Here is a 26677-nt window from a genome sequence, read left to right as displayed (position 1 = left end):
GGGTAAGCAATGATTAAGCGGCTAAAGTAATACGCTTTTTTTCCTAAAAAAGTTTTGAGGATAATCAAATTTATTTTAATAACTCCGGAGCGAAAAGGGCCACAAGTCCCCTCTATTCGCGCCGATCGCATCGCCTGCGTGGCGCGCGACACTGACGGCAATATGTCATTCAGGTTACTGTTTTATGACCAGATTATTAACCTTGCCAGCCCGAGGAAAATAGCGAAAGATGGCGCTATTCGGGCATCAACAGTGCCAGTGCGTGTCCTGAGGGAGCCATGAGTCAAGACGTCACCGCGAAGATGTTAAAGCCCGATTTTGATAGTGAAGTTTCCGGTCTGGTGCATGGTTATCTGTTTCATGAACAGCGCCCCCCGCAGCCCATCGCCTCTGGCGAGGTGTGCGCCCGTTATCAGGCGCTCGCCGATGACAAGGCGTTTATCTGGTTACACCTGAATCTCAATCATGCCACCGCCGAAAAATGGTTAACCAGCCACTTTCCGGTGGCGGACTTTTTCTTCGAGGAGATCCGCAGCGGCTCGCACACCACACGCATTGAGCGACAGGGGGAGAATCTGTTCGCTGTGCTCAACGATGTGCTGTTTCGTCCGCAGGATACCAGCGCGGAAACCGCCACGCTGTGGCTCTACTGTAGCCCTAAGCTGGTGGTGACGGCGCGCTTCAAACCGTTGCGGTTTATCGAATGGATGCTGCCGCGTCTGCAGACGCTCAGGGTGAATACCTCTACCGAGCTGCTGGCTTTTCTGCTGGAGGAGCAGGAGGAGGTGCTGGAGCAGGTCGTCCGCCAGGCCAGCCGCCATGTCGACCTTATTGAAGAGCGTCTCCTGAGCAATCACGTGCAGCGCAACCGGGCCGATCTGGCACGGCTGCGGCGGATGCTTTTGCGTTTTCAGCGACTGCTGGCGCCGGAGCCGGCGGCGATGTTCCGGCTGCTTAACCGGCCGCCGGCGTGGATGGATCGTGCAGTGGTGCAGGCGTTTCGTCAGTTCACCGAAGAGTTTAGCGTGGTGCTCAACGACCTGTCCGGCCTGATCGAGCGTATCAGTCTGCTGCAGGAGGAGATTGGCGCCCGCCAGCTGGAGCAGAGCAACCGCACCCTCTACACCCTGACGGTGATCACCGTTCTCGCGCTGCCGATTAACATCGTCGCCGGTTTCTTCGGCATGAACGTCGGCGGGATCCCGCTGGCGAGCAACCACCACGGGTTTATTCTGCTGGTGGTGATAGTCGCCATCTTTACCCTCGGCGCCGGCTACCTGGCATTCCGCCGGCGCGATGACCTGTAGATTGCGCGTCGAATCAGCTGAGGCTGCGCAGGGCGGCAATCAGTCCTTCGACACCGCGTTCCAGCTTCTCGCGCGGGCAGCCGACGTTGAGGCGCAGAAAGCCGTTGCCCTCAGGACCATAGGTATAACCCGGCATAATCGCCACCTTCTGTTCGGCGATCAGCGCCTGCTGTAGCGCGTGGTCGTCGATGTTCAGGGGGCGCAGGTCGATCCACGCCAGGTAGGTGGCCTCCGGCGGCTGCCAGCAGAGTGCGGGGAAGGCATTGTTAAGCGTGTCGGCGACATAGCGCATATTCGCTTGCAGATAGTCACGCAAGGCGTCGAGCCAGGGAGCCCCGTCGCGATAGGCGGCGATATGGGCGACCAGCGCCGGCACGGAGGGAGAAGAGAGCCCGTCGCGGGCCTTCAGCGCCTGCAGGTAGCTGTCGCGCGCGTTCGCCTCAGGGATAAAGCCATAGGCCCCGGTAAAGGCCGGAATATTAAAGCTCTTCGAACCGGAGGTGAACAGCGCCCATGGCCCCTGAGCAACCTCGCTCCACGGGATATGGCGGTGTTTGTCCCAGGCCATGTCCATATGAATTTCGTCGCTAATCACCCTGACGCCATGTTTTTGACACAGGGCCGCCATGGTTTGGAGCTCCTCCCGACGCCAGACTTTCCCCGTTGGGTTGTGCGGGCTGCACAGCAGCAGCAGGGTATTCTTCGGTTCCGCCAGCACGGCTTCCAGGCGGGCCATATCGCAGTGCCATTGATTATTCGTCAGGGTCAATGGCACCGGGGCAATCTCCCGGCGGTTAGCGGTGATGGTCTTATAGAATGCATCGTAGGCAGGGGTATGGACGACGACCCCGTCGCCTTCGCTCGACCACTGGCGGATGGTTTCCGCCACCATGTAGATAACCGACGGCCCGTAGACCACCGTTTGCGGATCGATGACGCTGTTAAACCGGCTGGCGTACCAGTGGGCAATCGCCCCGAGAAACGCCTCGTTCCGCCAGCGACTGTAGCCGAACACCCCGTGGGCCAGTCGCTGGCTGACGGCGTCGAGAATGCAGGGCGCGGTGGCGAAATCCATATCGGAGATGGTGAACGGCAGCAGGTCGGCGGCGCCAAACCGGTCGGCGACATAGTCCCACTGTGTGCACCAGGTACCGTGGCGGTCGATGGGGGTGGCAAAATCAAACATCGGAACTTCCTTAGCGAATGTCCCCCTCCGCGCGGAAGGGGGACCAGTGGGGTCAGGCCTGAACAGTATTCATCAATACGGCCATTTCATCTTTTACTGACTGCACCTGCGGGCCAATAACCACCTGCAGGTTATGCTGATTGAGCTGAACCACCCCGATGGCGCGATGGGCTTTCAGCGCGGCGGCGTCCACTTTGCTCATATCGTGTACCGACAGACGCAGACGAGTAATGCAGTTATCCAGCGAAACAATGTTCTCGGCGCCGCCGAGCGCTGCCAGAATCGCCGGCACGTTATAGCCGGATTTGCCGATGGTACCGGCGACGGCTTTCTCCACGCTGGCGGCGGTGTCGATGTCGCGACCCGGCGTTTTCAGGTTGAAGCGGGTAATGGCGAAGCGGAAGATGGCATAGTAGACCGCGAACCAGATAGCCGCCACCACCGGCACCAGATACCACTTGGTCGCCAGGCCATGCAGGATGCCAAACACCACGAAGTCAATGATATTGCCGTCGGTGTTGCCGATGGTCACCCCGAGCACCGCCATGATGGTAAAGCCGAGACCGGTCAGCAGCGCGTGGATGACATACAGCACCGGCGCGACGAACAGGAACAGGAACTCCAGCGGCTCGGTGGTTCCGCCGACCACGCAGGCGATGACCCCTGAGATCAGCAGGCCTTTAATTTTATGCCGGTTTTCCGGTCGGGCGCAGTGGTACATCGCCAGCGCGGCTCCCGGCAGGCCGCCGAGGAAGGCCGGCATTTTACCCTGCGACAGGAAGCGGGTGGCGCTTTCGGAGAAGCCGTGGGTGGTTGGGCAGTTTAGCTGCGCCTGGAAGATGGTCAGCGCGCCGCTGACGCTGTGGCCGCAGACGTCGAGGGTACCGCCGGCTTCAGTGAAGCGGATCAGCGCCACCAGGATGTGGTGCAGGCCAAACGGCAGCAGCAGTCGCTCGCCGGTGCCGAAGATCATCGGGCCAAAATCCCCGGCGCTGTTGATCATCTTCCCGAGGGCGTTGATCCCCATGGCGAAGACTGGCCACACCAGCGGGATAGCCAGCCCGACCAGACCCAGCACCACGGTGGTGATGATCGGCACGAAGCGGGTGCCGCCGAAGAAGGCCAGGGCGTCCGGCAGGCGAATGTTATGGAAGCGTTCATGCAGCAGCCAGACGATAATCCCGGCGATAACCGCGCCGAGGATCCCGGTATCGATCGACGGAATACCGATGATGTTCTGGATATTGTTGGCCTTCAGGATCGCGGCGTCGGTGGTGGGCAGAATGCCTTTCGCCGTCAGCCAGAAGTTGACCGCCAGGTTCATGACCGCGTAGCCGACAAAGCCGGCGAAGGCGGCGACGCCTTTGTTCTCCCGCGCCAGCCCCAGCGGGATGGCGATACAGAACATGACCGGCAGGAAGCTGAAGGCAAAGGAGCCGACTTTGCTCATCCAGATAAAGATGGCCTGCAGCAGCGGCATATCCAGCCACGGCAGCAGCGTCAAAACATCGTGACTGCTTAACGAACTGCCGATCCCCAGCATGATCCCACAAAACGAGAGCAACGCTACGGGCAGCATAAAGGTTTTTCCGAGCTGCTGGAAAAACTCCCATAAAGTGATTTTTGGTGCTGTTTTCGCCGTCATAACACGGTTCCTGATTCTCAAGTGGTCGGGAAGAACTAACGCCACGGCAAGATAAAACGTTTTACCAGTTTTTAGTGCGATAAAAATCACATAATCAAGCGATAATAAGGTTTATAAAGATTGCACAATGATAAAACGTTTTATCGACAGGCAAGGGAGTCAGCCAGCACGTTATGGCTATCGCAAAAAAGATCACCATCAATGATGTGGCGCAGGCCGCCGGGGTCTCCGTGAGCACCGTCTCGCTGGTGCTGAGCGGTAAAGGGCGCATCTCCAGCGCCACCGGCGAGCGGGTTAATCAGGCCATCGAACAGCTGGGATTTGTGCGCAACCGCCAGGCCGCCTCGCTGCGTGGCGGGCAGAGCGGGGTGATTGGCCTTATCGTTAGCGATCTGTCAAAGCCGTTTTACGCCGAATTAACCGCCGGCCTCACCGACGCCCTGGAAAGGCAGGGGAAAATGGTGTTCCTCACCCAGGGCGGGCGCAGCGGCGAGAAGATAGACCAGCGGTTTGATACCCTCGCGGCGCAGGGGGTCGACGGGGTGATCATCGCCGGGTCGATCGATCGCGGGAGCGAACTGCGCGAGCGGGCCGCGCAGGCCGGCGTGCCGCTGGTGTTTGCTTCCCGCGCCAGCTACCTTGACGATGTCGACCTGATCCGCCCGGACAACATGCAGGCGGCGCAGCTGGTGACCGAGCATCTTATCCGCCGCGGCCATCAGCGGATCGCCTGGCTTGGCGGGCAGAGCTCGTCGCTGACGCGCGCCGAGCGGGTCGGCGGCTATTGCGCCACCTTGCTGAAATACGGTCTGCCGTTTCACAGCGAATGGGTGCTGGAGTGCGAGTCGAGCCAGAAGCAGGCGGCGGAGGCGATGGCGGGGCTATTGCGCCAGAACCCGACCATCACCGCGGTGCTGTGCTACAACAACGTGGTGGCCACCGGCGCGTGGTTTGGTTTACTGCGGGCTGGAAGGCAGAGCGGAGAGGATGGCGTCGAGAGCTATTTCGAACAGCGGGTGGCGCTGGCGGCCTTCGCCGACGTGCCGGAGGCGGCGCTGGATGACCTGCCGCTCACCTGGGTAACGACCCCGGCGCGCGAGATGGGGAAAACCCTGGCAGAGTCGATGCTGCGACGGCTGGAGGAAGGCACCGGCGAGGCGCGAAACCAGATTATGCCGCCGCGGCTGGTGACACGGAAATGAGGGAGACGGCGCGCGATGGCCGTCTCCTGAGACGATAAGTTACGGCTGCGGGGCGGCGTCGTCCTGCTGAGGAGCGGCGTCATCCTGTTGCGGCTGGCCTTCCTGCGGCGCCGCGTCCGGTTGAGCAGGCGCTTCCAGACCAAACATCGCGGCAAAATCCTCCAGCGGCATTTTCTGTCCGTTCAGCGTCACCTGGCCGTTAGCGTACTGCAGGCTGCTGCTGATGGCGTTATCTTCCATGGTGGTGATGCGGAACATCTGGCCCATCGCCGCCAGGCCTTTGACCTGCTGATCGGCGAGTTTGGCCGCATCGGCTGGCTGGTAACCTTCCAGACCGGCGATTTTGGTCATCAACTCCGTCGCCATATCCACCGGGATCACCACCTTGCCGTCAAGGGACTGCACCACGCGATCCAGACTGTCCGCCAGGGTCTGCGGTGGGGTGGTCACCTGGGCCGGATCCTTCAGCAGAACCGACAGATTCAGGGTACTTTCCCCTTTGGCATTGCGCCAGCTCAGCGGAGAGATAGTCACCGATGGGTTGCCTTTAAGCAGGATCGGCAGCGCATTGAACAGGGTTTCGGTTAACGCCTGCTGGTACAGTTCCGGGTTTTGCGCCAGTTCCGGTTTTGCCAGCAGCGCCTGAGACTGTGCACTGTACTGCTGACTAAACTGGTGCCACGCCTGACCGTCGACATTATCCACTTTCAGCGTCAGTTTGCCGCTGCCCATATCCTGTCCCTGCAGCTTGAGGCTGTTGACGGTGTAGTTCACCTGGCTGTTCACGCCTTTGCCGTCCTGGGTCAGCGTCGAGCCGCCGTCCAGCGCCATCCCGTCAACCAGCGCCAGCTCTTTGCCTTCGACGCTGATGGCCAGTTTATCGAGGGTCATTTTTTGCTGGCCGATACGTTCGTTGAAGCTGGCCAGTTCGGTGGCGCCGTCGGTGGTCAGGTTGACGAAGCGCAGCTGTACCTTCTGATTATATTCGTTGAGCGCATCGATCTGCCCGCTGCCGGCCTGGCCCTTCAGGCTGATGTTTTTGCCGTCGCGGTCGGCGTCGAGCTGGAACTGACCGCCGCTGAAGGTGACTTTCTCATCACCTTTGGCATAGTCGAGGGCATTGAGCACGATCGCCGACTGGCTGTCGCCGCTGTAGGCGATGCGTGTATCGACGGTAAAGGGAGTGTTGCCTTTGGCGATCTCGAACAGCGCCTGGCTGGCATCATTTTTCACCAGCGTGGTGTGGACCGAGGCCATCGCCGGCGCCAGATTAAAGGTTTTTAATGAGGCCAGCGGGAAGGGTCCATGATCGACCACCTCGTCAAGTACCACGCTCTGTCCGGTGGCAAGCCAGCTGTTGGCCTGACCGGCGATCGGCTTAACCACCAGCTGCAGATGGCTGCTGAACAGCCCGCGCTGGTAATTCTGATAGCTCAGCTCCAGACCTGATTCCGGCGCGCTGCTGCGTAGCTGCGCGTTAGCCTGCTGCACCATATCGGCGATCCGGCCTTCCAGCTGTTTGCCGGTGTACCAGGCGCCGCCTGTCCATACCACGCCCAGCGCCACGATGATGCCTGCTGCGACCAGCGATTTTTTCATAGCATTTGTCCATAAATGAAGCCAGGCGGAGAGACCGCCTGGCTGAGTTGTCATCATTCAGTAAGCGCGACCTGAAAGGTCAGTCACTTACTGGAGCTTATTGAACACGCGCGCCACGCGGCCGCGTCCGCTGACCTGCACCGGTGATTCGTTGGCGGCCACGAAAGCCGACTCGCCCGGCTTGAGCGTCAGGCTCTGGTCACCTATGTGCAGTACGGCTTCGCCGTCGACGCAGAAAATAATCGCCGCGCTCGCCTGAGCCAGATCGCTGGCCTCGGCGGAGAGGTCGTGCAGCGAGAAGGCAAAATCTTCCACCGGGATCGGGAAGTCCAGCTCTGCGCCGTGCTGCTGCGGCTGGGTCAACAGCTCACCCGCCGGTTTGGCTTCGAACTTGACGTTAGCGACCAGCTCAGGAATATCAATGTATTTCGGCGTCAGACCGGCACGCAGTACGTTATCCGAGTTGGCCATCACCTCCAGCGCCACCCCCTGCAGATAGGCATGCGGCGTTTCGGCGAACAGGAACATGGCTTCGCCAGGGTTCAGCTTCACCACGTTCAGCAGCAGCGGCGAGAAGAGGCCGCTGTCGTCCGGATAGAATTCAGCGATCAGACGGATAGTCTGCCACGGTTCGCCCTGTTCACGGGCCAGTACGTCGCGCAGCACCTGCAGCGCCTTGGCTTTTTCCTCACCCTGCATATTGAGCAGGCTGGCAAACAGCTGGCTCAGGTGAGTCGCGTCCGGCTGCTGCAGGAAGGCGCCAATCGCCGGATGCGCGCTAGCCACCGGCTGCAGCAGGGTGACAATCTCGCTGAACTCGCGAAACGCATTCATCGCCAGGAACGGCGTCAGGGCAAAAACCAGCTCCGGCTTGTGGTTTGGATCTTTATAGTTACGCTCGGCGGCGGAGAGCGGGATGCCGGCGGCGTTCTCGCGGGCGAAACCTTCTTCCGAGGCCTGCTTGTTGGGATGGACCTGAATAGAGAGCGGCTGAGCGGCGCACAGCACTTTAAACAGGAACGGCAGCTCACCAAAGCGGGCGGCAACCTTGTCGCCGAGCAGGGCGGTTTTATCCGCGTCAATCACCTCGCGCAGCGAACGCGGCTGGCCGTCGGCCGCCAGGATCTGCGAGCTGCTCTTCGGATGCGCCCCCATCCACAGCTCCGCCATCGGCAGGTTGTCCGGGTTGGCAATGCCATACAGTTCAGTTAAAGCGGTGTGGCTTCCCCATGCGTAGTTCTGTACGGCGTTGATCAGCTTTTGCATTCTCATTCCCTGTATCAATCAAAGTAAAAATTATTGCTCTATTAAACCAGTAAACCGTGGAGAAGCAACTGCTGAAAGAAAAAGTCGTCCCTGTCTCAGTTTTTGTTAAAAAATTGTGTAAGATTGATCGACTCGCTTTTCTACAGGCACATGGAGTCCCTGCCTGAAACATAATCAGCCAAAGCAGTAAGTGAGAGTACAATGTCGAATAAACCGTTTGTTTACCAGGATCCTTTTCCCCTCAAAAAGGATGACACCGAGTATTATCTCCTCAGCAGTGATTACGTCTCCGTCGCCGAATTTGCCGGCCAGGAAGTGCTAAAAGTCGACCCTCAGGCGCTAACCCTTCTGGCGCAGCATGCTTTCCACGACGCCTCCTTTATGCTTCGCCCGGCGCATCAGCAGCAGGTGGCGGATATCCTTAACGACCCGGAAGCCAGCGAAAACGACAAATACGTCGCCCTGCAGTTCCTGCGCAACTCGGATATCGCCGCCAAAGGCATTCTGCCCACCTGCCAGGACACCGGCACCGCGATCATCATGGGTAAAAAAGGCCAGCGCGTGTGGACCGGCGGCGGTGATGAAGCCGCTCTGGCGCAGGGTGTGTACAACACCTATATCCAGGACAACCTGCGCTACTCGCAGAACGCGCCGCTGGATATGTATAAAGAGGTTAACACCGGTACCAACCTGCCGGCGCAGATCGATCTTTATGCTACCGATGGCGATGAGTACAAATTCCTCTGCATCGCCAAGGGCGGCGGTTCGGCGAACAAAACCTATCTGTACCAGGAAACCAAAGCGCTGATCACCCCGGCGAAGCTGAAAAACTATCTGGTTGAGAAGATGCGCACCCTCGGGACCGCCGCTTGTCCGCCGTACCATATCGCCTTTGTGATCGGCGGGACTTCGGCGGAAGCGACGCTGAAAACCGTCAAGCTGGCCTCCACCAAATACTACGATGGCCTGCCGACCGAAGGTAACGAGCATGGCCAGGCGTTCCGCGATGTGCAACTGGAGCAAGAACTGCTGCTGGAAGCGCAGAACCTTGGCCTCGGCGCGCAGTTCGGCGGGAAATACTTCGCCCACGATATCCGCGTGATCCGTCTGCCGCGTCACGGCGCTTCCTGCCCGGTAGGGATGGGCGTCTCCTGTTCCGCCGACCGCAACATCAAAGCCAAAATCAACCGCGACGGCATCTGGATCGAGAAGCTGGAGAGCAATCCGGGGAAATATATCCCTGAGCATCTGCGCCAGGCCGGGGAAGGCGAAGCGGTGAAGGTGAATCTTAACCAGCCGATGAGCGAAATCCTGGCGCTGCTGTCGCAGTACCCGGTGTCCACCCGTTTGTCGCTGAGCGGCACTATTATCGTGGCCCGCGATATCGCTCACGCCAAGCTGAAGGAGCTTATCGACAGCGGTGAAGCACTGCCGCAGTACGTCAAAGATCACCCGATCTACTATGCCGGTCCGGCCAAGACACCGGACGGTTACGCCTCCGGCTCTCTGGGACCGACCACCGCAGGGCGCATGGATTCTTATGTTGATCTGCTGCAGTCGCACGGCGCGAGCAAGATCATGCTGGCGAAAGGCAACCGCAGCCAGCAGGTCACCGACGCGTGCCACAAACACGGCGGCTTCTACCTCGGCAGTATCGGCGGCCCGGCGGCGGTACTGGCCCAGCAGAGCATCCGTAGCCTCGAGTGCGTGGCGTATCCGGAGCTGGGTATGGAGGCTATCTGGAAAATTGAAGTGGAAGATTTCCCGGCGTTTATCCTCGTCGATGATAAAGGCAATGACTTCTTCCAGCAGATCCAGACGTCGCAGTGCGCCCGCTGCGTGAAGTAACCCAGACCGCCCTTCGGGGCGGCTCTGGCCGATGACAAACCGGTTTTCGTTATTGTGATCGCCTTTCTGCCGGGTGGCGGCTTTCGCCTTACCTGGCCTGCGAAAAACAGCAATATTAAACAGTTAGGCAATTCTCTGTAGGCCCGCGCAAGCGCAGCGCCGCCGGGCAATCCCGACGATTGCATTTTGTCAGCGGTCTGGGCCGCCCTTCGGGCGGTTTTTTTATGTCGCTTCGCGGCACGAACCACCAAAACAACTTATAAATCTGGCCAATACTTAGTCTTTTAAGCAGGTGAGCTTTGTCGCTATGACGCACTTTGAATCCAAGGAGAAAGTAATGACAACGCATCGCAGTGAAAAAGACTCGATGGGCGCCATCGACGTCCCGGCCGATAAACTCTGGGGCGCCCAGACCCAACGCTCGCTGGAGCATTTCCGCATATCAAGCGAAAAAATGCCCGGGGAGCTGATTTACGCCCTGGCGCTGACCAAGCGGGCGGCGGCGAAGGTTAATCAGGATCTCGGGTTGCTGACGGCGGAGAAAGCCGGGGCGATCGTCGCTGCCGCTGACGAAGTCCTCGCCGGAAAGCACGCGCAGGAGTTCCCGCTGGCTATCTGGCAGACCGGCTCCGGCACCCAAAGCAATATGAATATGAACGAGGTGCTGGCCAACCGCGCCAGTGAACTGCTGGGCGGTGAACGGGGGATGGCGCGAAAAATTCATCCCAATGACGATGTGAATAAGAGCCAGAGCTCAAATGACGTGTTCCCCACCGCCATGCACGTCGCGGCGCTGATTGCCCTGCGGGAAAAAGTGATCCCGTCGCTGCAGGCGCTGCGGGCGACGCTCAATGAAAAAGCGGTAGCCTTCAGGGATATCGTCAAGATCGGCCGCACCCATCTGCAGGACGCCACGCCGCTCACGTTAGGCCAGGAGATCTCCGGCTGGGTGGCGATGCTGGACCATAGCCTGAAGCACATCGAAGCCAGTCAGCCGCATCTTGCCGAGCTGGCGCTGGGCGGGACGGCGGTAGGAACCGGGCTGAATACCCATCCGGAGTATGCCGTGCGGGTGGCGGCAGAGCTGGCGTCGCTCAGCGGACAACCATTTGTCACCGCACCAAACAAATTCGAAGCGTTGGCCACTGTGGATGCCCTGGTCCATGCCCACGGCGCGCTGAAAGGCCTGGCGGCGTCCCTGATGAAAATCGCTAACGATGTCCGCTGGCTGGCCTCCGGCCCCCGCTGCGGCATTGGCGAAATCGCCATCCCGGAAAACGAGCCAGGGTCATCGATTATGCCCGGCAAGGTTAACCCAACCCAGTGCGAAGCCCTGACCATGGTCTGCTGCCAGGTGATGGGCAACGACGTGGCGGTGAATATCGGTGGCGCCTCCGGCAACTTTGAGCTTAACGTCTATCGCCCGATGGTCATCCACAACTTCCTGCAGTCGGTGCGTCTGCTGGCGGACGGCATGGCAAGTTTTAACGAGCACTGTGCGGTGGGTATTGAACCGAATCGCGAGCGGATCAGCCAGCTGCTCAATGAGTCGCTGATGCTGGTCACTGCGCTGAATACCCATATCGGCTACGACAAGGCGGCGGAAATCGCTAAAAAAGCGCACCATGAGGGGCTGACCCTCAAAGCCTCGGCGCTGGCGCTGGGCTACCTGACGGAAGCCGAATTCGACAGCTGGGTGCGCCCTGAGGAGATGGTCGGCAGCCTGGCTACTCGCTAGCCAGCCAGAGGTGCAGGCGCGGGATAAGTAATCTCAGCGACTGCGCCTCCGGTTTGTAGCGGTACTGGACATTGTCGGCGTCATAGTTCAGCAATTCGCCGATATCCGGGACGCTGACCCCCTGGCTGCCGGATATCAGCGCGATCAGCGGGCTGGGGCAGGCGTACTGCACCTGTTTCTGCTCGCTGGCGTACCAGACGCGGGCAATCGGCTGCACTTTCACCGGCCGTTTGATTTTCAGCCGCGCTCGCTGCGGCAGGGCGGCGATGTCCTGATACTCCCTCTCAAGCTTGCTCTGCCACTGCTCACGGGTCCACGGCGGCACCGCCCGCGGTGATTGCAGGCTTTTCTCCAGCATCATCAATACCTGGTCGCGGGTCAGGTTCTTGATCACGTGTTTATTGGCCCAGCCGAAGCGGATGGTGCTGGGGTCGATAAGGGGCGTCAGCGTGCGGTAGGCGCTGAGGGTGATCAAGCCCGGCAGGTGGCGATGCACCCATTCAAAACGGGCAGTGGGGGGCAGGCCAGAATCGACGGTGACGATTTTCTCGAAGGTAGCCTTCAGGGCGTTAATATGCTGAATGCGCGCCTGCAGATCCTGCTGCTCCGCAGCGGTGACCTGCAGGCAGATAGCCCCTGGCAGGCGGACGGCGGCCTTGCTGCTGCGGTTTTCCGACTGCTGCTGCATAAACAGATGGCTGTAGTGGCGCAGGGCGAGGGCCAGCGCCGTCTTGCCGCTGTGCTGCACCACCGGTATGTTCGCCAGCGGATCGTGCTCGGCATCCTTACTGACCGCCGGCAGTTCAAATACCCTGGCCGCCAGCAGCCGACAGCTGCTTAATGCCTGCTGGAGCGTCTGCAGCTCCAGCTCGATCTGGCGAAAGGTATCATTCAGACGTTCAACAAGATCGTAGCTGGCCATCATTTCACCTTAGTTACAACATACTATTTGATTTTTACAGCATACGCAGCGCGCGGCCGCTGCGCAAGTTTTATTCAGGCAGAGGTAAAATCGGGCAACTGATGATAAACCGGCCAGCTAAAGCAGAAGCGGGCGCCGCCGAGAGGGCTGGCCTCACAGCGCACGTCACCGCCCATCGCCTGGGCGATACTGTGCACAATCGCCAGGCCGAGGCCACAACCTCCTGTCGCCCGATCGCGGCTGGGGTCAAGACGGACAAAGGGCTCAAACACCCGCTCGCGCTCTTCGGGAGCGATTCCCGGGCCGTCATCCTCGACCTGCAGCGACGCGCGCGGACCCTGCAGGGTCAGGCTGACCGCCACCCGCTGGGTGCTGTAGCGCAGGGCGTTATTCACCAGATTATCCAGTACCCGCTCCATCAGCCGCATATCCAGCGCGCCGTAGTTGCCGTGGGTCAGCGTCGCCAGAGCGACCTCGCGCTGCGGGTTGACCATCTGGATATCCTCGACGTGATCGCTGATCCAGGCGGGAAAGTCAGGCGTCGTCAGGCTGAGTTCCGTCTGCGGGCGGTCGAGGCGGGCGTAGGTCAGGAGCTCTTCAATCAGCGCCTCCAGCTGGCCGATATCGCGGTTCAGCGCTTGCGATTCCGCCTCGGTGAGGTTTTCGCTCATCTCCAGACGGTAGCGCAGGCGGACCAGCGGCGTCCTGAGCTCATGGGCGATACCGTCAATCAACTGCTTCTTACTGGCAATGAGGGCGTTAATGTTATCGGCCATTTGGTTAAAGGCCACGCCGAGCCGTTCAAAGCTGGACATGCTGTCAAAATGAATGCGCTCGCTGAAGTGGCCCTCGCCAAAGCGCTGGGCAGCGGTTTCAATGCGCAACATGTCCTGCCAGTGCGGACGCATCCAGATAAACACCGGAAAGGCCAGCGAGATAGCAATAAACGCCATCAGCGCCACGTCCAGCAGGCGCATTTCATGCAGAAAATAGAGATAAGGCACCGGGCCCACCGACAGCACATAATGGCTGCGGGGAATACGCTGAATAAAGGTGTACTGGTCATCCAGCGCGACAATATCGCCGGCGCGCAGGTGCTGCATCGAGCTTTCCGACAGCTTAAATTTGCTCATTGGTTCGATGTGCAGATCGAACGACAGGTTCAGATCCAGCTCTTTGAGCGTCTTGCTCCAGTCGCGCGGCGGAATTTCCCGCAGCTCGCTGCGCATCAGATACAGCGAACTTTTCATCAAATCGTCCAGCGACTGTCGTCCGGCGCGCTCAGCGGTAAATTTATAGACCAGACCGACCAGCATGGTCATTACCAGAAAGCAAACGAAGAGCAAAAGATAGAACTGCACAAACAGCTTTTTCATTAAATCTCACTTAAATCAGAATGTTAATTACCTATCTTTTGCCTTCATGGCGCGGTGTGGTATGTGTCTTTCCGCTAAAGCGGTGATGCAGGAACGAAACCAGACCGCAGTCCAGGGCGTTTGTCACGGCAGAATATACCGCAAAATCACTTCTACGTTTCACGCCCGGTTTAATGCGCTATCAAAGCAGGGTTCACCCTCACTGACAACATCCCTTACGCATAAATAATGACGGAGCCCTTATAAGCGCAGCAGTCCGCCATCCACCACATACTGGGAACGGACGTTGTTGGCCATGATGGTATCGAACTGCGTTTCGGTGGTATTTTCCACCGTAGAAAAGGCGAGCTGCCCGGCGTTCAGCCACAGGCCATCCAGCATGCCAAATGATTCTACAGACTCGGCGAGGGCATGCGCCGCCTCAGGTTTCGCGCCATCGTTCTGAAGAAACCAGGCGCGCTCGGGCAGCAATGTGCGTAACGACGCCAGTTTTTGCTGATGGCGTCCGGTCAGCATCACTTCGCCCCCTTCATCAATAATGCGCATTGCCCCCGCCAGACCAATACCGCTGCTCGCCCCTGTAATCACAATTTTCTTACCTGAGAACCGTCCCATTGTCTCTCCCGTACCGCGTGAGTGTTGAGTTAACTCACACTAGAACAATGAAAATTTATTGTAAAACGACCATCTTTGGGGGCCCGGCGTGTTGCGCTTTGCCATCTTTGTGGCGCCGGTATACCCGGTATAGGTCGCGTCATCCGGGATGATATCGGCCGGGAATATCTGAATTAGTGACGTTGTCACAAATTAATTATAACCACCAGACCTGCATTACCCTGGAGCGTTGAGCGGGGTATCGCTACTCGCGAAAGTAGGGAATATCCACCGGATAGAGGGTCGTCAGACTCAGCAGACGACAGCGCACCAGCTTTTCCGTTTTGGCATACCAGTAAGCAAATTCGCCGGTGGTCTGGTGGTAAATCATCTGATCGAGGTTGGCAAACGGGATCACCAGCAGCGGTCCCTGGCGAACGTGGCCGCCTCCCGTTTCAAAGTGATGCTGTCCCCAGGATTGCTGGGTATGTTCATAGCGGTGGAGGATCACCTCGATTTGCCCGCGCTGTGGACAGAGGAGTCGAATATCGGCGTTGTCGAGGGAAAAAGCCCAACCAGAGAGTGAAGTGAAGAGTGAGAGTGCCAAAAGTACAACGTATTTCATCATGCAAAAGTCCTGTGTTTTCAGGCTTTATGCCACTCTGATAACAGTAAGTCCTTGAGCACAATCATATTGAAGGCTTATGTGATGGGGAACTGTACGGCTAAATCTATTGATTTACGCAATATGACTAATTCGCAGCGGGCAGCGGGCGCGCAGAGGGAAACCCGCGCAGTTGCCCTAAGCAGTAAAAGTTGAGGTGGTTACTGTCGGGGAGTGCGCCATAAAACGGGCCCCTCGCAGGGCCGCGGGAGAAGCTTAGTTGTCCCAGGCGTGTGGGGCGAACAGGTAGCCTTTGTTGCGAACGGTCTTAATACGATAGGGCTCCGTGGCGTTGTCGAGCAGTTTTTTGCGCAGGCGGGAGATAGCCACGTCAACGCTGCGATCCATCCCGTCGTAGGTGACGCCGCGTAAATTTTTCAGCAGCGCGTCGCGGTCCATAATTTGCCCCGCGTGGGTGGCCAGTTCCCACAGCAGATCGAAATCGGCCGTCGACAATGCGACGTTTTCTCCGCCAAGCAGCACCTGGCGGTTGACCGGGTCAATGGTCAGCGAACCAAAGGAGATGGTTTTGTGCGGCGTGAGCGTTGCCGGGGTACCGGCGCCGGCGCCCGCCGGAGCGATATGCTGGCGTAAATGCAGACGCAGTCGCGCGAGAAGCACCGCTGGCGGCGTGGTTTTCAGGATATAATCGCTGGCGCCCATCTCCAGGGAGAGGATATGGTTCATGTCGCTGTCGAGTGAGGTCAGCAGGACAATGGGCCCTTGCCATTGCCCGCGCAGATCGCGGCAGAGCGTCATCCCGTCTTTGCCGGGCAGCATAATGTCCAGCAGCACGAGGTCCGGTTTCTCCCGCGCGATCACGTCCTCTGCGCGGTCGCCGCGAGGCTCGACCACCACCTCCATATCATGCTTGCCGAGATAGGCGGCGATCAGCGCCCCAACCTCAGGGTCATCCTCAACAAAAACGATTTTATTCATGTCTATTGCACATCAGTAAAAGAAGTAACATACACTGCGTCTATTTTACCCGCCATTACTCTTTTATAAACAGCGCTATTTCCGCTATGCTGCGCTAACTTGTTGATTCATTGTTAAGGCATAAGGACATGGGGCTGTTAATCAAAGGGCTGCTGGGTGCGCTGGTGGTGGTGCTGATTGGCGTGCTGGCAAAAACGAAAAATTACGCTCTCGCCGGGCTGATCCCGCTGTTTCCTACCTTTGCGCTCATCGCCCACTATATCGTCGCCAGCGAGCGCGGTATTGAAGCCCTGCGCGCCACCATCGTGTTCGGCATGTGGTCGATTATTCCCTATTTTGTCTATTTGGTATCGCTGTGGTATTTCACCGGGATCATGCGCCTGCCGTTGGCGCTGGCAGGCGCGGTGGGATGCTGGGGGCTATGCGCCTGGCTGTTAATCCTGGGCTGGAACCACTTTCACTAGCGCAGCGGGCGGCCGCCGTCGACGGCGAAGGACCGGCCGGTGACGTAGCGGCTGGTAAACAGATAGTCGATAAGGTCGCTAATCTCTTTTTCGCCTGGGGCGATTTTCATCAGCGATTTATCCAGCGCCTGCTGACGATAGGCTTCGTCGTCACTCTCATTAAACATAATCAGCGACGGGGCGATGGCGTTGACCTTGATCTCCGGCGCCAGCTTGCGGGCGAAGGAGCGGGTCATATTGTCCAGCGCGGCTTTGCTGGCGGCGTAGGCGATATGTTTATCGCTGCCGCGCTCCACGACGTAATCGGTAATATGGATAATATCACTGGCGGCATGGCCGTGGCCGCGCAGCAGATCCTCCAGCGCGTGGTTGAGCAGATAGGGGGCATGGACGTGGATCTGCATCATGCGGTTGATCACTGTGCTCAGCGCTACCCCCGGCTTCTCCGCCATCCAGTCGCTGGCGTTGTGGATGATGGCGCGCAGGCCGCTGGTGTGCGATTTGACCGCTTCGGCGAAGGTCAGTATGCCGTCATCGCTGCTGAAATCGGCCTGCAGACAGAGGGCGCCCGCGTCGCGCAGGCCATCGATCGCCGGATAGGGCGTGCGATAGCTGACGATGACCGGCTGGTGTTGCAGCAGAAAATGGTGTGCCAGCGCGAGACCGATGCGGCGGCCTCCTCCTGTGATCAGAACCGGGCGGGGCTGTTGTTCAGCCATGGGTATCTCCTATGCGTTCTGCGGCAGGGCGAGCGCTTACCCCACCAGCATCCACGTTGCCGGCACAGCGGCAACCAGCAATAAACCAATTAGCGCCAATTCGCGGCGTTTGAGCGAACGATCGTGCTGGTGCGTACGTCGAGCGTACAAAAAGACCAGAAGACCCGGAGCGTAAAGTACCACCGACAACAGCAAATGCACAGGTCCCGACGCGTATAATAACCATAAGCCATAAATGCAGGCGCCGATACCCACCGCTTTGTGCAGCGGGCGAGTGGCGATTTTCAGCAGAAAGGCGCCGACCAGCAGATAGGGGACGAGGATCATCTCTGAGGCGATGGTCAGCAGGGTGCCGTAGTCCGACCCGGTCAACCAGATCAGCACCAGCGATACCTGAACGCTGATATTGGTCAGCCACAGCGAGGCGGACGGGGCATTGTTGCTGTTCTGGCGGGCAAACAGGCGCGGGAAGGCTTTATGCGTGGCGGCCAGGAAAGGCACTTCCGCAGCCATAATCGTCCAGCTCAGGTAGGCGCCACACACCGACACGATCAGGCCCGCCGCAATCACGATTTCTCCCCACGAACCCATCATGTTGACCATCAGTCCCGCCATCGACGGGTTACGCATGCCGGCCAGTTCGCTGCGCGGCACCACGCCCAGCGACAGCAGGGTGACCAGCAGATAGACCGTGAGGGCGGAGAGCACCGCCAGCAGCGTTGCGCGACCGACATCGCGCTTGTGTCGGGCGCGGGCAGAAACCACGACGGCACCTTCCACGCCAATAAACACCCACAGGGTGATCAGCATGGTGTTTTTAACCTGCTCCCACACGGGGATTCCCAGCGCCAGTCCGCGGAAATCGAGGCGGAACGTATCCAGCTGGAAGGCCAGGGCGGCGAGCGCGATAAACGCGCCCAGCGGCAGGAGTTTGGCGAGGGTGGCCACCAGGTTAATCCCCGCCGCCGTCTGCACGCCGCGCAGGACCAGAAAATGGACAACCCACAGCAAAACCGAAGCGCCAGCGATAGACTGCCAGGTGTTGCCATCGCCAAACAGGCGCAGCTCAGGGGTATCGGTGAAGAAACTGAGCGCCGAAAAGACGATGACCAGATAGGAGACGTTGGCGATCACCGCGCAGAGCCAGTATCCCCAGGCGGAACAGAAGCCAATCAGCTCACCGAACCCTTCGCGGGCGTAGGTGAAGATCCCGCCGTCGAGGTCGGGGCGAATGCGGGTTAACAGCAGCATGGCGAAGGCGAGGAACAGGATCCCGACGCCGGTGATGGCCCAGCCGATAAGCAAAGCGGAGGGGCTGGCTACGGCAGCCATATTTTGCGGCAAACTGAATACGCCAGCGCCGAGCATTGAGCTAAGGACCAGGGCGGTCAGGGCGCTCAGGCCCAGTTTCTTTTCCATTGCATTCCCGAGGTGAAAATGGCTGTTCCAGAATATTTATTTTGCGAAATCGCATAAAAATGGAGGATTGCGCTAAGGCGCGGGATTTTACGGAGTGTCCGGGAGCCATGCAATGGCGGGGGATGAAAAAAAATGAAAAGGCGGCATTGCGCCGCCTTTTTAGCCAGTCAGCAGTGATTATTTGTACAAATCAGCGCTGATGGTGATGTTGCCGCCGCGTTCCTGCCACTGACGGGTGATGTGGTAGTACTTCGCCCCTTTCTTCGCCGCGCGTTTCGCCGTCTGATAGGAGATTTCCGTCATGTTGCCGTAGTTGCCGGTGAACTGGATATTATCGAACGGCACCATTTGCGCCGCGGTCACTTTGTTCACTTCTTCCACTTTGGTGCCGTCCGGCAGCGTGACAGTGTAACGCCCGCCTTTGGAAGACTGGGTCTCGAAGAAACGACCGACGCCAGTGCCTGAGCCCACAGCCGCGGTGGTGGCGACGCCCGGGATTTCCACGTTTTTCGCGGCTTCACCGCCTTTGGCCAGCGCCGCGCGACCGGCGTCAGAGTCTGCCGGGATGGCGTCCGGGCTCTGCAGCACGCGTTTTTCAGCATCTTTTTTATAGATATAAGCGGTAATGCGCTGGTTGCCGCCCTGGTTGGCATCCACCTGGCGCACGATAAAGAACGCATAGGCGCCTTTCGCTTTTGCCGCTTTGGTGATGGCATCATTGACTTCCGGCTGGCTGCGATAGAAGCCCTGAACGGTGACAGTGTCGTAAGGCATCAGCGTCACGGCCTGATCTTTCGGCAGTTCTACCACGCCATTGATGATGCGATTTTTCGGCGCATCCGCTTGCGGCGCGTTGTCTTTATAGAGGTCAGCCGTGACGCGCCAGTTGCCGCCATTGCCGTAGTCCGACGTGTCGACAACATAGAATGAGGCCGCGCCGTCTTTGTCGGCTTTACGCGATACCGCCTGTACCGCGTCGCCAATGGCATTAAACCGGCCGGTGACGACAACGCGATCGTAGGGCTTCAGCGCAGCCGCCTGCTCCGGGGTCAACTCGGTCGCTGCATGGGCAGACAACGTGGCGGTTGTCAGGAGAGCAGACGCCAGGAGGGTGTTTTTAAGCTTCATAAAAATAATCCTTTGCCTTGCGCAAACCATATACTGGTGTTGTTGTTGACTGAAAACGTTTGATTATTGCATTTAATCGTTGTGACTGTCTGCGTCATTTTTTGCTTGCCGCCCGAATCGTATACTACGGAAAGATAACATTTTTCGATATGTTGAAAAAACAGCCGCTTGACCAGCAAAAACGATAATCGATACCACTTTTATTAGTTAACGTAATGTTAATACAATGATCTCAATGGCGATAAATGGCGTTTTATCACGCTGGATAAGCGGATTATCAGGCCTGAGTGAGAAATTCAGGTAAATATTGCTGCCCGAAACCATCTGTGCTGACAATAAGCAATAAAATCAAAATTTCTGTTTTATCGCTGTAGATCACAATCGCTATTTTCAGTAGGTTATAAAAAGTTTGTTACTGTTTCATTTTGCAGACAGCGGAAGATGGCGAGGAAGATTTCGCCGTCTTGTCGTTGTTGGTCAGAAAAGTAAACCATCATCAAAAACCGATGGAAGGGAAAACTATGCGTATTGGTGTACCACAAGAGAGGCTAGCCCAGGAGACCCGGGCCGCCGCCACGCCGAAGACCGTTGAGCAATTGCTTAAACTCGGCTTTAGCGTCGCGGTAGAAAGCGGGGCCGGGAAACTGGCCAGCTTTGACGATGCCGCCTTTACCCAGGCAGGGGCTGAGATCGTCGCGGGCAACGAGGTCTGGCAGTCTGACATCATCCTCAAGGTCAATGCTCCAAATGACGATGAAATTGCACTGCTGAATCCGGGAACCACGCTGATAAGTTTTATCTGGCCTGCGCAAAACCCGCAGCTGATGGAAAAACTGGCGGCCCGTAATATCAACGTGATGGCGATGGATTCGGTGCCGCGTATTTCTCGCGCCCAGTCGCTGGATGCGCTCAGTTCAATGGCAAACATTGCCGGCTACCGTGCAATCGTGGAAGCGGCCCATGAATTCGGCCGTTTCTTTACCGGACAGATTACGGCGGCAGGCAAAGTTCCGCCCGCGAAGGTGATGGTCATCGGCGCCGGGGTGGCCGGTCTGGCTGCGATTGGCGCCGCCAACAGCCTGGGCGCTATCGTCCGCGCCTTCGATACCCGTCCGGAAGTGAAGGAGCAGGTGCAGAGTATGGGCGCCGAGTTCCTCGAGCTGGACTTTAAAGAGGAAGCCGGCAGCGGCGACGGCTACGCCAAGGTGATGTCTGAGGCCTTTATTAAGGCCGAAATGGCGCTGTTTGCCGCCCAGGCGAAAGATGTCGATATCATCGTCACCACGGCGTTAATTCCGGGTAAACCGGCACCGAAACTGATCACCCGCGAGATGGTCGACTCCATGAAGTCGGGCAGCGTGGTGGTCGACCTCGCCTCGCAAAATGGCGGCAACTGTGAGTACACCGTACCTGGCGAAGTGGTCACCACCGCCAACGGCGTGAAAATTATTGGTTACACCGATCTGCCGGGCCGTCTGCCGACCCAGTCTTCCCAGCTCTACGGTACCAACCTGGTTAACCTGCTGAAGCTGCTGTGCAAAGAGAAAGATGGCAACATTGTTATCGATTTCGATGACGTGGTGGTGCGCGGCGTGACCGTAGTGCGCGAAGGCGAAATCACCTGGCCGGCGCCGCCGATTCAGGTCTCCGCTCAGCCGCAGGCTGCAGCGAAAAAAGTGGAAGCGCCGAAAGAAGCGGCAAAACCGGTGTCCCCATGGCGTAAATATGCCCTGATAGCGCTGGCGATTATCCTCTTCGGCTGGCTGGCGAACGTCGCGCCAAAAGAGTTTCTTGGCCATTTCACCGTCTTCGCGCTGGCCTGCGTAGTAGGTTACTACGTGGTATGGAACGTCTCCCATGCGCTGCATACGCCGCTGATGTCGGTGACGAACGCGATTTCGGGCATTATCGTTGTTGGTGCGTTGTTGCAGATAGGCCACGGGGGCTGGGTCAGCTTCCTGAGCTTTATCGCGGTACTGATCGCCAGCATTAATATTTTCGGTGGTTTTACCGTGACTCAGCGCATGCTGAAAATGTTTCGCAAAGGATAAGGGGTAGCACATGTCTGGTGGATTAGTTACAGCTGCATACATTGTTGCCGCAATCCTGTTTATTTTCAGCCTGGCGGGTCTGTCGAAACACGAAACGTCGCAGCAGGGCAACTATTTCGGCATCGCCGGGATGGCTATCGCCCTGATCGCCACGATTCTGGGGCCGGACGCCGGCAACGTCGGTTGGATCATCCTCGCGATGGTGATCGGTGGGGCGATCGGTATTCGTCTGGCGAAAAAGGTCGAGATGACCGAGATGCCGGAGCTGGTGGCTATCCTGCACAGCTTCGTGGGCCTGGCGGCGGTGCTGGTGGGTTTTAACAGCTACCTGCAGCATGAAACCGGGATGGAGCAGATTCTGGTCAATATCCATTTGACCGAAGTGTTCCTCGGCATCTTCATCGGTGCAGTCACCTTCACCGGTTCGGTGGTGGCGTTTGGTAAACTGCGCGGCAAAATTTCCTCGAAGCCGCTGATGCTGCCGAATCGCCATAAGCTGAACCTGGCGGCGCTGGTGGTCTCCTTCGTGCTGATGGTGATTTTTGTTCGCGCCGACAGCACTGGTACCCAGGTCCTGTGCCTGCTGGTGATGACCGCGATCGCGCTGGCCTTCGGCTGGCACCTGGTGGCTTCTATCGGCGGCGCGGATATGCCGGTGGTGGTTTCCATGCTCAACTCCTACTCGGGCTGGGCGGCAGCGGCAGCGGGCTTTATGCTGAGCAATGACCTGCTGATCGTCACCGGCGCGCTGGTGGGTTCTTCCGGTGCCATCCTCTCTTACATTATGTGTAAGGCGATGAACCGCTCCTTTATCAGCGTGATTGCTGGCGGCTTCGGCACCGATGGGTCTTCCAGCGGCGGCGATGAAGAAGTGGGCGAACATCGCGAGATTAGCGCGGAAGAGACAGCGGAGATGCTGAAAAACTCGCAGTCGGTGATCATCACCCCTGGCTACGGTATGGCGGTGGCCCAGGCGCAGTATCCGGTGGCAGAAATTACCGAGAAGCTGCGGGCGCGGGGTATCAAAGTACGCTTTGGTATTCACCCGGTGGCCGGGCGTCTGCCGGGGCATATGAACGTGCTGCTGGCGGAAGCCAAAGTGCCTTACGACATCGTGCTGGAGATGGATGAGATCAACGACGATTTCAGCGATACCGACACCGTGCTGGTGATTGGCGCCAACGACACCGTCAACCCGGCGGCGCAGGACGACCCGAAGAGCCCTATCGCGGGTATGCCAGTGTTGGAAGTCTGGAAAGCGCAGAACGTGGTGGTCTTTAAGCGTTCGATGAACACTGGCTACGCCGGCGTACAGAACCCGCTGTTCTTCAAAGAGAACACCCATATGCTGTTTGGGGATGCGAAAGCCAGCGTCGATGCGATCCTGAAAGCGCTGTAATGTAGCACGCTTGTTTTACAACGTTTGTTTATAAGCCGTCTCCTGTGAGACGGCTTTTTTATATGCGGAGAGATGCCTGGAATTGTTCATAAAATAAGCGGTGAGAGATGATATAATGTCCCGGTTATTACATCAGACAGAGGATATTATGGATACCGAGTTAACCCCAACGCAGATGGCCATCGAATTCTTACGCCGCGACACTACCGTCATGACCCCAGCGCAGTATCTGAAAAAGCTGAAACTGCTGGAGCTGGAGTTTGCTGACCTGATGGCGCTCTCATCGCTGGAGCTGAAAGAAGAGATCGATCTGGCCTGGCGTCTGGGTATCCACTAAGCCATTCTCGCTGGACAGTGACAGGGGCCGCCAGCGGCCCTTTTTTTGTGCCTGACTGGCAGCAAGCAAAAAAAATCCCCCGCGAGGCGGGGGAAGATGAGCGGTACGAGAAGAGGGTTAATCGTCGTCGTCGTCGTCCAGTTCCACCGGCGTCTGGTAGGCCTCCGGTTTGAGTACCAGCAGGTCACAGCGCAGATGATCGACCACCTGTTCCGCGGTATTGCCGAGGAACGCCGCTGACAGGCCGGTACGTCCGACCGTTCCCAGCACCACGATCCCCGCCTGCAGATGCTCGGCGAGATCCGGGATCACCTCCTCAGGCAGGCCTTTTTCCACGTGGGTGAATTTCTCATCGATGCCAAACTTCTGCCGCAGCGCTTTCATCGCCAGCAGGTGCTGACCGCGAATGGCGTCGTTGTAGACGCTGGGATCAAAATCCGGAAGCTCAATCGCGATATTGATGGGGGTCACCGGGTAGGCGCCGATGAGATGTACTTCGGTATGGTTGACTTCTTGCGCCAGCGACAGCGTTTCCCGAACCAGCTTTTCGTTCAGGGTGTTGTGATAATTCTCTTCGCTGGCGAGATTGACCGCGACCAGCGCTTTGCCACCTTCCGGCCACGGTTGGTCTTTTACCATCCACACCGGGCAGGGGCACTTACGCAACAGATGCCAGTCGGTGGGTGTGAAGATCACTGCCTCCAGTTTGTCGTGCTGGTGGGCCATCTTCAACAGCAGGTCGTGTTTCTCGCTAATAACTTCCTGAATAATGGCTTCGAAGGGGCGGTTGTGCCACACCACTTTTACGTCGATCGGCACACCCGATTCAATATAGAATTTCGCCTGCTCGCGTATCCAGGCTGTACGTTGGGCAATAACGCCCTGACGCATCGCCGTGCGTTCGTCCGGCGACAGCAGGGTGGTCATTTCATAAGAAAAATCATAGATCGGCAAAAAGGCTTTGATGCGTCCACCAATCCGTTGGTGCAAGTACACCGCGCGCCTAAGTGCCGGCTGGTCGTCCTGGTTAGGATCGATTACTACCAGCATGCTCTGATACTTCGCCATACAGGGTCTCCTTACAACTGCAGCTACCGTCAGTTACTAAAAAGATAACCTATATGGATGAATTGAAACAGGGGAGGAGCCTGGTCAGATCAACAAATCTTAAAAAATTGCCGATCGTGACCAGGTGGTGCGCAGAGATTAAGCGACGTTACGAGCCTGACCGGCCAGCTGGGCCAGCAGATCGCTGTTTTCAATGGTGATGTATTTGCCTTTCACCGCCAGCATGCCGCTTTTCTGGAAACGCCCCAGCAGACGGCTGATGGTTTCGACAGTGAGGCCGAGATAGTTGCCAATGTCGCCGCGGGTCATGGTCAGGCGGAACTCACGCGGTGAGAAACCGCGCTGGGCGAAACGACGAGAGAGGTTGTAGATAAACGCCGCCAGACGCTCTTCGGCATTCTTTTTGGAAAGCAGCAGGATCATATCCTGGTCGCCTTTAATCTCACCGCTCATCAGGCGCATCATCTGCTGACGCAGATTCGGCATTTTTCCGGAAAGATCGTCAAGGGTTTCGAAGGGGATTTCGCAGACCATCGAGGTTTCCAGCGCCTGCGCAAAGCTCGGGTGCAGACCGGTGCCGATGGCGTCGAAGCCCACCAGATCGCCCGCCAGATGGAAGCCGGTGATCTGCTCATCACCTTGCTCAGTGATGGTGTAGCTTTTGATGGTCCCGGAGCGAATAGCGTACAACGACTTCAGCTCATCACCGGCTTTGAACAAGGTTTGACCTTTCTGGATTGGCTTTTTCCGCTCGATAATATTATCCAGCTGATCAAGCTCATGCTCGTTCAGAGTAAAGGGGATGCAGAGCTGGCTGATACTGCAATCCTGACAATGGATAGCACAACCGCCAGACTGAATGCGTCGAATAATTCGCTTCTCAGGGATCATATGTCTGCTCAGGCCTTAATTGATATTGGTCAATTTTAACATCTTTTTGATCAGCAGGTAAGTCTTCAGACCCGGAAACACGTAATATCAGCAGGGTAAATCAAAATGGCTGTATATCTGATTGATAAGCAATAGATTATTTCGCTATGTTTGATTGTAAAATTACCTGAAGATTCCAGAAAAGGCATTTTCAGTCAAAGTAAAAGATACCCTTCATGGCGCAATAACCACTCTTTTCGCTGCACGCCCCCGGCATAGCCGGTCAGGGTGCCGTTACGCCCGATGACCCGATGGCAGGGCACCACGATACTCACCGGATTGGCGCCATTGGCGGCGCCCACCGCGCGCGCGGCGCCGGGGCGTCCGAGCGCCTCGGCCAGTTGGCCATAGTGCATCACCTGGCCGCAGGGGATATCGCGTAACGCCTGCCAGACCTGGCGCTGGAACGGTGTGCCGGCGGTGGCGGTAGCCAGGGTATCGATAATCGCCAGATCGCCGGCGAAATAGTCGTTCAGCTTACTGCTGAGGCCGCCTGGGTTGCGGCAGTCGACGCGCTGATAGCCTTCCCGGCGATAGTGAACGTCGAGCAGGGTTTCCATCCGATCGCGGTGCTCGTCCCACTCGACGGCGCGCAAATTAAACTGTTCGTCGCAAAGTACCCACAGCGGCCCCAGCGGGGTATCCATTTTATCCTGCAGCAAGGTCAACATCGTTTCTGTCATCCACCATCGTACATGAGGGGCACACGATACCACGCGCTGACGACAGTCAACTATACTCCCAAAAGATAAAGCCGCATCACGGGCTGGCGCTCTGCGTAAGCCACAATGATTTATTTTTGGATCGATCCTGGCGGGTTATCGGGCATGGTTTTTGCTACTTTTTAACTGACGATGCCGGTGCTTCACGCGCCCG

23 protein-coding genes are annotated in these 26677 nt (G+C 57.9%); 8 read left to right on the top strand and 15 right to left on the bottom strand.

What is annotated here, in order from left to right:
• The first annotated feature begins 278 nt into the window (after nt 1–278).
• Nucleotides 279–1307 (top strand): CorA family divalent cation transporter, encoded by a 1029-nt coding sequence (locus CW267_RS15815; RefSeq protein ID WP_008805082.1) that lies wholly within the window; start codon nt 279–281, stop codon nt 1305–1307.
• Nucleotides 1308–1320: 13 nt separating this feature from the next.
• Here the strand turns inward: CW267_RS15815 and CW267_RS15810 are convergent, their stop codons facing one another.
• Nucleotides 1321–2493, bottom strand: a complete 1173-nt coding sequence (locus tag CW267_RS15810) for a MalY/PatB family protein (protein ID WP_049139788.1) — start codon at nt 2491–2493, stop codon at nt 1321–1323.
• Between the two features lie 52 nt (nt 2494–2545).
• A complete protein-coding gene (gene malX, locus CW267_RS15805; protein ID WP_100781167.1) occupies nt 2546–4138 on the bottom strand; it encodes a maltose/glucose-specific PTS transporter subunit IIBC in 1593 nt (530 codons plus the stop codon).
• Nucleotides 4139–4311: 173 nt separating this feature from the next.
• Here malX and CW267_RS15800 point away from each other — a divergent pair, with 173 nt between their 5' ends.
• On the top strand, nt 4312–5340 hold the full coding sequence (locus tag CW267_RS15800) for a Mal regulon transcriptional regulator MalI (protein ID WP_008805079.1): 1029 nt from the start codon (nt 4312–4314) through the stop codon (nt 5338–5340).
• 39 nt (nt 5341–5379) lie between these two features.
• Here the strand turns inward: CW267_RS15800 and CW267_RS15795 are convergent, their stop codons facing one another.
• Both CW267_RS15795 and manA read right to left on the bottom strand, forming a co-directional pair.
• Nucleotides 5380–6939 (bottom strand): YdgA family protein, encoded by a 1560-nt coding sequence (locus CW267_RS15795; RefSeq protein ID WP_012541899.1) that lies wholly within the window; start codon nt 6937–6939, stop codon nt 5380–5382.
• Nucleotides 6940–7026: 87 nt separating this feature from the next.
• Nucleotides 7027–8205 (bottom strand): mannose-6-phosphate isomerase, encoded by a 1179-nt coding sequence (gene manA / locus CW267_RS15790; RefSeq protein WP_100781166.1) that lies wholly within the window; start codon nt 8203–8205, stop codon nt 7027–7029.
• Nucleotides 8206–8406: 201 nt separating this feature from the next.
• Between manA and fumA the strand changes: the two genes are divergently transcribed.
• Together fumA and fumC are read left to right on the top strand one after the other, a co-directional pair.
• Nucleotides 8407–10053 carry a class I fumarate hydratase FumA gene (gene fumA / locus CW267_RS15785; protein WP_023340069.1) on the top strand — a complete coding sequence of 549 codons (1647 nt, stop codon included), beginning with the start codon at nt 8407–8409 and terminating at the stop codon, nt 10051–10053.
• A 337-nt stretch (nt 10054–10390) separates the two neighbouring features.
• The gene (gene fumC / locus CW267_RS15780; protein ID WP_012541897.1) at nt 10391–11791 is read left to right on the top strand and encodes a class II fumarate hydratase; all 1401 of its coding nucleotides are present in this window, start codon (nt 10391–10393) and stop codon (nt 11789–11791) included.
• On the opposite strand, the gene tus is transcribed toward fumC, so the two are convergent.
• The 5 genes from tus to rstA form a co-directional block, all read right to left on the bottom strand.
• Complete coding sequence (tus, locus tag CW267_RS15775) at nt 11781–12713, bottom strand: DNA replication terminus site-binding protein (protein WP_100781165.1); 933 nt, start codon at nt 12711–12713, stop codon at nt 11781–11783. The genes fumC and tus overlap by 11 nt on opposite strands.
• A gap of 74 nt (nt 12714–12787) precedes the next feature.
• On the bottom strand, nt 12788–14089 hold the full coding sequence (rstB, locus tag CW267_RS15770; RefSeq protein WP_008805073.1) for a two-component system sensor histidine kinase RstB: 1302 nt from the start codon (nt 14087–14089) through the stop codon (nt 12788–12790).
• A 240-nt stretch (nt 14090–14329) separates the two neighbouring features.
• Nucleotides 14330–14704 (bottom strand): SDR family NAD(P)-dependent oxidoreductase, encoded by a 375-nt coding sequence (locus CW267_RS15765; RefSeq protein ID WP_012968337.1) that lies wholly within the window; start codon nt 14702–14704, stop codon nt 14330–14332.
• A 244-nt stretch (nt 14705–14948) separates the two neighbouring features.
• Complete coding sequence (locus tag CW267_RS15760) at nt 14949–15311, bottom strand: hypothetical protein (protein WP_008805071.1); 363 nt, start codon at nt 15309–15311, stop codon at nt 14949–14951.
• 252 nt (nt 15312–15563) lie between these two features.
• A complete protein-coding gene (rstA, locus tag CW267_RS15755) occupies nt 15564–16286 on the bottom strand; it encodes a two-component system response regulator RstA (RefSeq protein ID WP_008805070.1) in 723 nt (240 codons plus the stop codon).
• Nucleotides 16287–16414: 128 nt separating this feature from the next.
• Here rstA and CW267_RS15750 point away from each other — a divergent pair, with 128 nt between their 5' ends.
• The gene (locus CW267_RS15750) at nt 16415–16750 is read left to right on the top strand and encodes a GlpM family protein (protein ID WP_008805069.1); all 336 of its coding nucleotides are present in this window, start codon (nt 16415–16417) and stop codon (nt 16748–16750) included.
• Here the strand turns inward: CW267_RS15750 and folM are convergent.
• The 3 genes from folM to ydgH all read right to left on the bottom strand — a co-directional run bounded on the left by folM (nt 16747) and on the right by ydgH (nt 20016).
• Complete coding sequence (gene folM / locus CW267_RS15745) at nt 16747–17469, bottom strand: dihydromonapterin reductase (protein ID WP_100781164.1); 723 nt, start codon at nt 17467–17469, stop codon at nt 16747–16749. The two genes, CW267_RS15750 and folM, sit on opposite strands and share 4 nt — an antisense overlap.
• Nucleotides 17470–17505: 36 nt before the next feature.
• A complete protein-coding gene (locus tag CW267_RS15740; protein WP_012541893.1) occupies nt 17506–18888 on the bottom strand; it encodes an amino acid permease in 1383 nt (460 codons plus the stop codon).
• Between the two features lie 177 nt (nt 18889–19065).
• A complete protein-coding gene (gene ydgH / locus CW267_RS15730; protein ID WP_008805066.1) occupies nt 19066–20016 on the bottom strand; it encodes a DUF1471 family protein YdgH in 951 nt (316 codons plus the stop codon).
• Between the two features lie 521 nt (nt 20017–20537).
• Here ydgH and pntA point away from each other — a divergent pair.
• From pntA to CW267_RS15710, 3 genes are all read left to right on the top strand, one after another.
• Nucleotides 20538–22067, top strand: a complete 1530-nt coding sequence (gene pntA, locus CW267_RS15720; protein ID WP_022065678.1) for a Re/Si-specific NAD(P)(+) transhydrogenase subunit alpha — start codon at nt 20538–20540, stop codon at nt 22065–22067.
• A 10-nt stretch (nt 22068–22077) separates the two neighbouring features.
• Complete coding sequence (gene pntB, locus CW267_RS15715) at nt 22078–23466, top strand: Re/Si-specific NAD(P)(+) transhydrogenase subunit beta (RefSeq protein WP_012541888.1); 1389 nt, start codon at nt 22078–22080, stop codon at nt 23464–23466.
• 148 nt (nt 23467–23614) lie between these two features.
• Complete coding sequence (locus CW267_RS15710) at nt 23615–23803, top strand: YdiH family protein (protein WP_004887037.1); 189 nt, start codon at nt 23615–23617, stop codon at nt 23801–23803.
• A gap of 117 nt (nt 23804–23920) precedes the next feature.
• On the opposite strand, the gene uspE is transcribed toward CW267_RS15710, so the two are convergent.
• From uspE to ogt, 3 genes are all read right to left on the bottom strand, one after another.
• Complete coding sequence (uspE, locus tag CW267_RS15705; RefSeq protein ID WP_008805063.1) at nt 23921–24871, bottom strand: universal stress protein UspE; 951 nt, start codon at nt 24869–24871, stop codon at nt 23921–23923.
• Between the two features lie 138 nt (nt 24872–25009).
• A complete protein-coding gene (gene fnr, locus CW267_RS15700) occupies nt 25010–25762 on the bottom strand; it encodes a fumarate/nitrate reduction transcriptional regulator Fnr (protein WP_002903394.1) in 753 nt (250 codons plus the stop codon).
• A gap of 194 nt (nt 25763–25956) precedes the next feature.
• Nucleotides 25957–26472 (bottom strand): methylated-DNA--[protein]-cysteine S-methyltransferase, encoded by a 516-nt coding sequence (ogt, locus tag CW267_RS15695; protein WP_012541887.1) that lies wholly within the window; start codon nt 26470–26472, stop codon nt 25957–25959.
• Nucleotides 26473–26677 lie beyond the last annotated feature (205 nt).

This window comes from Klebsiella sp. X1-16S-Nf21, from assembly GCF_002837615.1.
Classification (GTDB): Bacteria; Pseudomonadota; Gammaproteobacteria; order Enterobacterales; family Enterobacteriaceae; genus Klebsiella; species Klebsiella variicola.
Note: the sequence above shows the minus strand (reverse complement) of the source record. Positions and strands in the feature narration are given on the sequence as shown.

Coding starts and splice junctions, on each gene's coding strand:
- rstB (WP_008805073.1), bottom strand. CDS start 14,089: ATGAAAAAGCTGTTTGTGCAGTTCTATCTTTTGCTCTTCGTTTGCTTT.
- manA (WP_100781166.1), bottom strand. CDS start 8,205: ATGCAAAAGCTGATCAACGCCGTACAGAACTACGCATGGGGAAGCCAC.
- CW267_RS15760 (WP_008805071.1), bottom strand. CDS start 15,311: ATGATGAAATACGTTGTACTTTTGGCACTCTCACTCTTCACTTCACTC.
- tus (WP_100781165.1), bottom strand. CDS start 12,713: ATGGCCAGCTACGATCTTGTTGAACGTCTGAATGATACCTTTCGCCAG.
- fumC (WP_012541897.1), top strand. CDS start 10,391: ATGACAACGCATCGCAGTGAAAAAGACTCGATGGGCGCCATCGACGTC.
- CW267_RS15800 (WP_008805079.1), top strand. CDS start 4,312: ATGGCTATCGCAAAAAAGATCACCATCAATGATGTGGCGCAGGCCGCC.
- malX (WP_100781167.1), bottom strand. CDS start 4,138: ATGACGGCGAAAACAGCACCAAAAATCACTTTATGGGAGTTTTTCCAG.
- ydgH (WP_008805066.1), bottom strand. CDS start 20,016: ATGAAGCTTAAAAACACCCTCCTGGCGTCTGCTCTCCTGACAACCGCC.
- pntA (WP_022065678.1), top strand. CDS start 20,538: ATGCGTATTGGTGTACCACAAGAGAGGCTAGCCCAGGAGACCCGGGCC.
- fumA (WP_023340069.1), top strand. CDS start 8,407: ATGTCGAATAAACCGTTTGTTTACCAGGATCCTTTTCCCCTCAAAAAG.
- CW267_RS15815 (WP_008805082.1), top strand. CDS start 279: ATGAGTCAAGACGTCACCGCGAAGATGTTAAAGCCCGATTTTGATAGT.
- CW267_RS15765 (WP_012968337.1), bottom strand. CDS start 14,704: ATGGGACGGTTCTCAGGTAAGAAAATTGTGATTACAGGGGCGAGCAGC.
- folM (WP_100781164.1), bottom strand. CDS start 17,469: ATGGCTGAACAACAGCCCCGCCCGGTTCTGATCACAGGAGGAGGCCGC.
- pntB (WP_012541888.1), top strand. CDS start 22,078: ATGTCTGGTGGATTAGTTACAGCTGCATACATTGTTGCCGCAATCCTG.
- rstA (WP_008805070.1), bottom strand. CDS start 16,286: ATGAATAAAATCGTTTTTGTTGAGGATGACCCTGAGGTTGGGGCGCTG.
- CW267_RS15810 (WP_049139788.1), bottom strand. CDS start 2,493: ATGTTTGATTTTGCCACCCCCATCGACCGCCACGGTACCTGGTGCACA.
- uspE (WP_008805063.1), bottom strand. CDS start 24,871: ATGGCGAAGTATCAGAGCATGCTGGTAGTAATCGATCCTAACCAGGAC.
- CW267_RS15795 (WP_012541899.1), bottom strand. CDS start 6,939: ATGAAAAAATCGCTGGTCGCAGCAGGCATCATCGTGGCGCTGGGCGTG.
- ogt (WP_012541887.1), bottom strand. CDS start 26,472: ATGTTGACCTTGCTGCAGGATAAAATGGATACCCCGCTGGGGCCGCTG.
- CW267_RS15740 (WP_012541893.1), bottom strand. CDS start 18,888: ATGGAAAAGAAACTGGGCCTGAGCGCCCTGACCGCCCTGGTCCTTAGC.
- fnr (WP_002903394.1), bottom strand. CDS start 25,762: ATGATCCCTGAGAAGCGAATTATTCGACGCATTCAGTCTGGCGGTTGT.
- CW267_RS15750 (WP_008805069.1), top strand. CDS start 16,415: ATGGGGCTGTTAATCAAAGGGCTGCTGGGTGCGCTGGTGGTGGTGCTG.
- CW267_RS15710 (WP_004887037.1), top strand. CDS start 23,615: ATGGATACCGAGTTAACCCCAACGCAGATGGCCATCGAATTCTTACGC.